Origin of the sequence: Bacillus sp. JJ1521 (assembly GCF_036965165.1) — a bacterium.
Classification (GTDB): Bacteria; Bacillota; Bacilli; order Bacillales; family Bacillaceae_L; genus Ferdinandcohnia.
This window is the reverse complement of sequence record NZ_JBALOX010000210.1, coordinates 1-6843: the sequence shown is the minus strand read 5'-3', so window position 1 is coordinate 6843 and position 6843 is coordinate 1. Positions and strand designations below refer to the sequence as shown.

Annotated in this window: 7 protein-coding genes; 1 reads left to right on the top strand and 6 read right to left on the bottom strand. The window is 34.8% G+C overall.

The window, feature by feature from the left end; all coding sequences use genetic code 11:
- Nucleotides 1–135 precede the first annotated feature (135 nt).
- The 6 genes from V7147_RS22310 to V7147_RS22285 all read right to left on the bottom strand — a co-directional run bounded on the left by V7147_RS22310 (nucleotide 136) and on the right by V7147_RS22285 (nucleotide 5129).
- Nucleotides 136–267, bottom strand: a complete 132-nt coding sequence (locus V7147_RS22310) for a hypothetical protein (RefSeq protein ID WP_335370004.1) — start codon at nucleotides 265–267, stop codon at nucleotides 136–138.
- A 25-nt stretch (nucleotides 268–292) separates the two neighbouring features.
- Nucleotides 293–1165: a polysaccharide deacetylase family protein gene (locus tag V7147_RS22305; protein WP_335370003.1), complete on the bottom strand. Its 873-nt coding sequence runs from the start codon at nucleotides 1163–1165 to the stop codon at nucleotides 293–295.
- A gap of 465 nt (nucleotides 1166–1630) precedes the next feature.
- On the bottom strand, nucleotides 1631–2098 hold the full coding sequence (locus V7147_RS22300) for a DUF3995 domain-containing protein (RefSeq protein ID WP_335370002.1): 468 nt from the start codon (nucleotides 2096–2098) through the stop codon (nucleotides 1631–1633).
- A 507-nt stretch (nucleotides 2099–2605) separates the two neighbouring features.
- Nucleotides 2606–2815, bottom strand: a complete 210-nt coding sequence (locus V7147_RS22295) for a hypothetical protein (RefSeq protein WP_335370001.1) — start codon at nucleotides 2813–2815, stop codon at nucleotides 2606–2608.
- Between the two features lie 141 nt (nucleotides 2816–2956).
- Nucleotides 2957–3331, bottom strand: a complete 375-nt coding sequence (locus V7147_RS22290; RefSeq protein WP_043932481.1) for a hypothetical protein — start codon at nucleotides 3329–3331, stop codon at nucleotides 2957–2959.
- Between the two features lie 535 nt (nucleotides 3332–3866).
- A complete protein-coding gene (locus tag V7147_RS22285) occupies nucleotides 3867–5129 on the bottom strand; it encodes a glycoside hydrolase family 18 protein (RefSeq protein WP_335370000.1) in 1263 nt (420 codons plus the stop codon).
- Nucleotides 5130–5908: 779 nt separating this feature from the next.
- Here V7147_RS22285 and cdaS point away from each other — a divergent pair.
- The gene (cdaS, locus tag V7147_RS22280; RefSeq protein WP_335369999.1) at nucleotides 5909–6532 is read left to right on the top strand and encodes a sporulation-specific diadenylate cyclase CdaS; all 624 of its coding nucleotides are present in this window, start codon (nucleotides 5909–5911) and stop codon (nucleotides 6530–6532) included.
- Nucleotides 6533–6843: the final 311 nt, after the last annotated feature.

Below are 6843 nucleotides of genomic sequence, written 5' to 3'. Positions count from 1 at the left end.
GCTTTTAAAAAGTTTCAAATTCATTAATTTACTAAAAGGTGTCCTACGTCAGCTAGCAAATGTATTCCATTAGTGACACCATTATTTTCAACTCCGCATCCTTTACTTTGATTGTTTTATAATATACAAAATTGATTACCCCTCAACAATTGCAAGGTATTTCAAGATTTCTCCATCTGATTTAACGATTAAAATATCTCCTCGTTCCTTCCCTTGGCTGATTAAACCACCCGCCGTATACTGAACCGTTAGTAGGGTGGTTTGCATATCTGTTTGCCTTCCAGCTAACTGATTAATTTATGCGCTTTTCACTCATAAGTTCGCTAACCGTACCGAGTTTGTATCCCTTTGCCTTAATATCCGTTATCATGGTCTCCATCCCTTCAGCCGTAGGCTTTGTAGGATGCATTAGAACCATTGAGCCATTTTCTACCTTCGACACAACTCTTCTAACCATTTCCGATGTTGCAGGCTTTCTCCAATCGACCGTATCGACTGTCCATAGAATCGTTTTCATATCAAGTCGGTTAGCTACTTGAATCGTTACCTGATTAAAACTTCCACTTGGTGGGGCAAACCACTTTGGTGTTAGACCAAGGGTTCCCCTAATGACATCATTGGTCTTTTTCAATTCTTCCATAGTCTCGGGCTCAGAACGCTGTTGGAGATTAGGATGACTATAAGCATGGTTGCCGATTTCATGACCAGCATCCTTAATCGTCTTAGCTAGACTGGGGTTCTTTTTAACCCAACTTCCATCAAAGAAAAATGTTGCCTTAGTTTGATGGTCATTTAAAACCTTGAGAATTTTTGGGATGTATTCGTCACCCCAGGCGACATTGATTAAAAAAGCCACCATAGGTTTTTGTGGGTTACCCCTATAAATCGGTTCGGGAGCTAAATCTTCCAAATGGACACTAGGCGGTATTTCTTTATAGATAACCTTGTTTTTATCAAATTCACCACTTATCTTCATTTTTTTATAGCTGGCTTTTATATTCACCCGCAACCCATTGTAACCCGGTATTGCTTTCCATACTCTATCGACTTGTGCATCAATCGGTTCAATTTTAAACTGTTCGTTGTATGCCTCAATTTTTTTGTATAGAACATCTTTATTAACTTCCGTGGAAGTGATATCTCTATTATTAGGCTCTGTAGGCATAGATTTATGCGGGGGGATAGAGAACCCTGATGTCAACACTAACATACTTGAAAGCAATGAAAGACGCTTTAGATATTGTCTGATTTGAGATCCCTCATTTTTATATTTTGATGACAGTAGGTTTCCCATTGGCTTAGGAAACTATGCTGCATGAAGTTTTAAGACAATAGCAAATCCTATATATTCCCTAACTTTATTACCATAAACAACTTTCCAAGACTTTTTCTATAAACCCAATATTAATAATAAGAATGAAGCAACAATTAAAAACCAAAAAATGAAGCCAACCAATAGAAACCCATTTATACTCCCCTAAATATATCTGATAAATTATATTCCGGTAAAAATACAAATTACTTCTTCAACTAAACTGCCCCGTTAGTTGAAGTAGAAAAGAGACACTTATTAAACAATCGTGCCCTATTCTGAAAGAGTGTCTCAGAATGGCTTATTAAAGAAAATCCCTCAGTAGTTGAATAAAGATTTAGTGATTTTTATGGAAAAAAAGTAAAAAACTCCACCTATCATCCAAAAAGGTTCCCAGAAAATTAACCTCCAAAACGTTGCATATGAATCTAAATCAAAATCTAGAATATTTAACGTACTTAATGTAATAGTGACGAAATTAAGAAATCCATATAAGAACAATAAGGCCCCTACAATTTTCGTAACGTAATAAAGAATTCTGGTTATTATAGGCTTCTTCCATTGAACAAGAAGAATCAACAATAATATTAACCCAAGTAATTTAATAAAACCGGTAAGCCAAACAATCATGATGAACGAGGGGGAAGGCGTAAGGGACATTTCATAAATAGACCCTCCTAGAGATCTAACACCAAGTAAGCCACCCATTGCCCAATAAAAGCTCATACCTGAAAAAATAATAGTCCAAACAATACCGAAAGTTATGATCCAATAATTCCTCTGCATTGGAAAACACCCCGCTATAATAGTCTTACACTTTTATTCCCTTCAGATATTTATATAACATAATTTTTTTGTGTAGCACAGTTATTTCTTAACTTTGTTCAATTGGCTTACTCCACTAAATGGCCCGATTGCTGTAGGTGGCTAATCCTTCTTTGATTAACGCACCCTTTAGTTTAATAAGGATAATGAAATAGAATTCTCAAAACAGCCCATAAAAGTAACCCTGCAATAATAACTAGAACTCGAATTACCCAATTCTTCACTCCATAAATCCTCCTGATAATTGATAAGATATATTTAATATCCTCCCACCCTTGTAGCAATTATTTGCTAACTGATATTACTCTTTTAAGGGCTTTGGAAAAGACCTTTTTTATTTCTTCTCATCATCAACTAACCTGCCCCTTTCGCGAAATAAGAAAAAGGATCGCCGCCGTTGCAATCCTTTTTTAACTCAAGCCCCCGTTGAGGATACTAAACTCAATAATTTTCTTTTTCCCAACGTTTTTATTCTACAAACTCTAAAAAACCATAAGCCGTTATCATTGATAAAATGGGGACAACATAATACTTCGGAGGTCCAAATATAAAGATAACAACAATGAACCCTGCAATAAAAAGTGCAGTATATAAAAGATATGATTTCTTTCGATATTTTAAATAAAGTTTTACCTTCTCCGTTACTTTTCCTTTCACGCCAAACATATTCACTAACATTTTTTGTTATCTTTCTTGAACTATTCTACCCCGTTAACACAATAACAAAAAGGCTACCTTTTTATCGCAGCCATTCTTCAAGGATAGCACCTTTTAGTTTAAGTGTAATTGTTCACAAACTTATTAATTAAATAGTTACATCTATTTTTTTTCAATGGCCATACGCAAGTTCGAGATAACTCCAATAAGCAATACTAATGAACAAACCATTTTTTCAAAAGGTGTTCCAAACAATTGTTGTATAAATCCAAAAGACCAAAGTACAACAAAAAACCAACATATAACGGTTATTCCTCTTTTGTATTTATATAGTTTAATTCTACCAACAATCAACGTAAAAACTACTCCAATAATAGAAATAACGATATTTATAACAGATATTGGTAGCTGTTCAGCGAATGATTCAGACCTTCCACCATTAACCCATGTGAATGGGATACTTTTGCTTATAATAAGAAAGTGGATTAAGATAGTCAAAGAGTAAAAAATAATTCCCATAAATACAGCAGTTTTCATATTAATTTTCCTGAGTTTTTCTAAAATAAAATCACCTCATTTTTCTTCCTGTTTCAATTTTATTAATCCAGTAATATACTATTCCTATATCTCTTACCATCTGACAGGTAACTGAAAGTAAGTTTTCGAAGAGTTATCAAAAATCACCATTATTCTTAAACAGAGCAAAAAACATCGCCTAGGTATTCTTGTTGAACTAAACAGCCCCGTTAATTGAACAATCAACAAAAAGGTGCATTAATCTTTCTTGGATCAACGCACCTTTTACTTTAAGTACATTACTTCAAAAGCTTTTTACCTCAAAAAACTCAATCACTTAAATGTATTGTCCATGCAAAGGAGACTACTCCATATTAAAGCAAAGCCCCATTGTAGAAGATTAACATTAAAGGGGCATAATCTGGAAAATGCTGGTTCACAACTTTAAAAGTATTATGAGACATTATGAAGTCTTTATTTAGCAGATTAAGTTATATATAAATAGACTTTACTCTATTAAGTAATAAACTATATTTTTAAACATGATTATATATTATTATACCTTCTTTATGGTAAAAAACTTTGTTAATAGCCAAGGCCCCGGCGCAAATCCAAGTGTTAATTGCCATGCACCGATCCCTTGTAGACCATACTCTCGAATTAATATCATTTTAGCTGCCATACTTCTTACGTCTTCAAACCAAACTTCATGTCTAATTCCCGTTGGATCTGTATAGCGAAAAAAAGGGGACTCAAATTCAGTTGAATACTGTATCGGTGATTGGAACCTCATAGCCAATTCCACAGCACTTTGATTTGAAATCGCTGGAGCAACACTACCTGGTCTGTAAGGAATAATCCAATTATACCCGTACAAAGGCACGCCTAAAATAATTTTCCTACGAGGAACAAGTTTTATGGCGAACTCAATTGTTCTTCTAACGTCGGTAATTGGAGCTACAGGTCCTGGTTCGCTCCCTGCATGGTGAAAATCATAAGCCATGATAAACATAAAGTCCACTACTGACCCTATTCCTCCGAAATCATATCCCCTTAGCCAAGGAATTTCTTCGCTTGTTTTTGCGGGAACAGCAATGGTTAGCGTCCGTCCCAATGGCCTTAAACGATCCCTCAATTCGCGTAAAAAACCTGTAAACAGATCTCTGTCCTCAGCCAAGATACGTTCAAAATCAATATTAACCCCGCCATACCCCTTATTTGTTACTAAATAGGTTATATTATTAACGAGATTTGCCCTTGCGGTAGGATTATTTAATACTTGATGAACCAGCTCGGGACTAAAACCCTCAGGTGTCAAATTGGTAATCGTTGCTAGTGGTCTTACCCGATGACTCCAAGTTGTTTGAATTGCAGTCAAGTCATTTAAAGTGTTAGCGAGATCCCCATTACCAGCAATGTGGTATTCAAAAATCGATATAGATGTACTGTAAGGGGCAAAATCCCTGATTAAATTCTGGTCCAATTCTGGGGTTCTAACAGCGTAAAAACTCAGTGTAGATGCAAGGTAATTCGATATATTTGGAATCGTTAGTTTCATCCCTACTTGTAATGAATCCGGATTAATTAGGAGATTGGCTGCCCTTAATTGCTCTAAGGGAACAAATGCTTTTCTTGCAATTCTAATTAGCGTGTCGCCCGGCTGAACAGTATAGATATAAAGTGGTATGAGAAGAGCTTGACCAGGAACAATATTGGTTTCCACTAAACCATTGGTACTACGTATCTGTTCGATATTAGAATCGTATCTTCTACTTATTGAAAATAAAGAGTCACCTGGCTGAACGATGTGAATAAACATATTCAATCCCCCAATACTTCATTTATCATTTGACTCGAAGAAACTCCAAATTTGGGATTACTACGTATAATAATATTAACTTTCTTGCCTAAATATGCTGTAATCTTATCAGTATTTTAGGTGGATAAATTATAGGTTTGCTTCAATTAATCAGGTAAAAGAAACAATTTAGTATGCTACTCTGTTTTCCTAAAACTCAAAAATCATGTTAGGAATTCCCCATATGCATATGATTGGACCATTTCTGGGAAAATAGAAAAAGAAATGCTTATTCAACCCCACATGCAATAAACCTATATATGGGGATAGTAGTCAAGTACATTACGATATAAAGGCAGCTGTGCCAAAGTTTTGCTATGTTTACAAACAAGGTGCGTTACATGAAGTTGGTTTGAATATCCCCGCAGTCTTTTGTGGAAATTCAGGCTTGTTAAGGAATAAAATTTAGAAGGAATTGAGTTTTGGTTAACGATGCCAACTACAATCAGTAATTAGTATCATGCGGTTGATTGTAGAGCCTTTACCCTCTTTGGTTGTTTATCCTGAATTTACAGGCAGTAAAAATCCACAACACAAAACTAAGTGAAACCGAAGAAGTTAGTGGAGGGTAATAACCCATAAATACATGATTGAAGGAACAATCTAAGAACCACGCTCTATGCCAATTATTTATGACCCAAATCATGTTGGCCTCGATTAACAATCACTGAAGAATGAAGAAAACCCCACTGATTAAAGTTTTACTTTATGTAAAAAAACTCATTAATGAGGTGTTTCTATTGATACAAAATAATTGCGATGTTTCTCCACTAAAACAACAGCTAGTTAATGAGCTTCAAAATGTAACAAATGAAATTGAACATTTAGTCGAGGGTTTAGATAATGAAAATAATTGTCTTTTAGGTAGAATTGAAGGGCTAAAAGAAAAGTTTGAAGCAATAGAAACAGTTGCCTCTTCTTTTTACTTAAATTGTTATTTATCCCCATTTGTAAATAAATTTGTAGATATATCCTCCTCAATACAACATCTTTCTAGCCTAAGACATGGCGCATTAATTGTGATTGAACGGAAAGATTTGATTGACTCTTATATAAAACCCGGTACTTTTGTTGGTGCCAATCTAACTTCTGCTTTGTTGGAATCAATCTTTTTTCCTGGAAATCCACTCCATGATGGAGCGGTCCTTGTACGCTCAGATCAAATTTATTCAGCAGCAAATGTTTTACCTTTATCTAAGATGAATGCAGGTGAAAAAAAGTTAGGTACTCGACATCGAGCTGCTATTGGCCTAACGGAGCAATGTGATGCACTCGTATTAGTTGTTTCAGAAGAGTCAGGAAGGGTTTCCTTCACAATTAACGGAAACCTTTATCCTGTCATTACTTCCAGTTCATTAGTATAAAAAATCATCAATATAGAAAAAAATGCTGGTTAACCTAACGGGTTTTATTTTCAAATACAAAATTATTATTAGGATATAAAAAGCTTGGAGATGAAATAAATCTCTAAGCTTTTCTTTTTTTTCAAATTTAATTAAAGCTACCCTTTAGTTTAAGTGTATTTCTTCACAATCTTTCTAGGATTATGGGCGGGAAGTGTTTACATTAAAGGTAAATGCAAAAAGAGCATTAATCCTTTTTGGGATCAACACTCACTTTCTTTTAGTAGCATTCATGATACTTTTTTAAGTTTGCCTTCATTAATAATGAAATC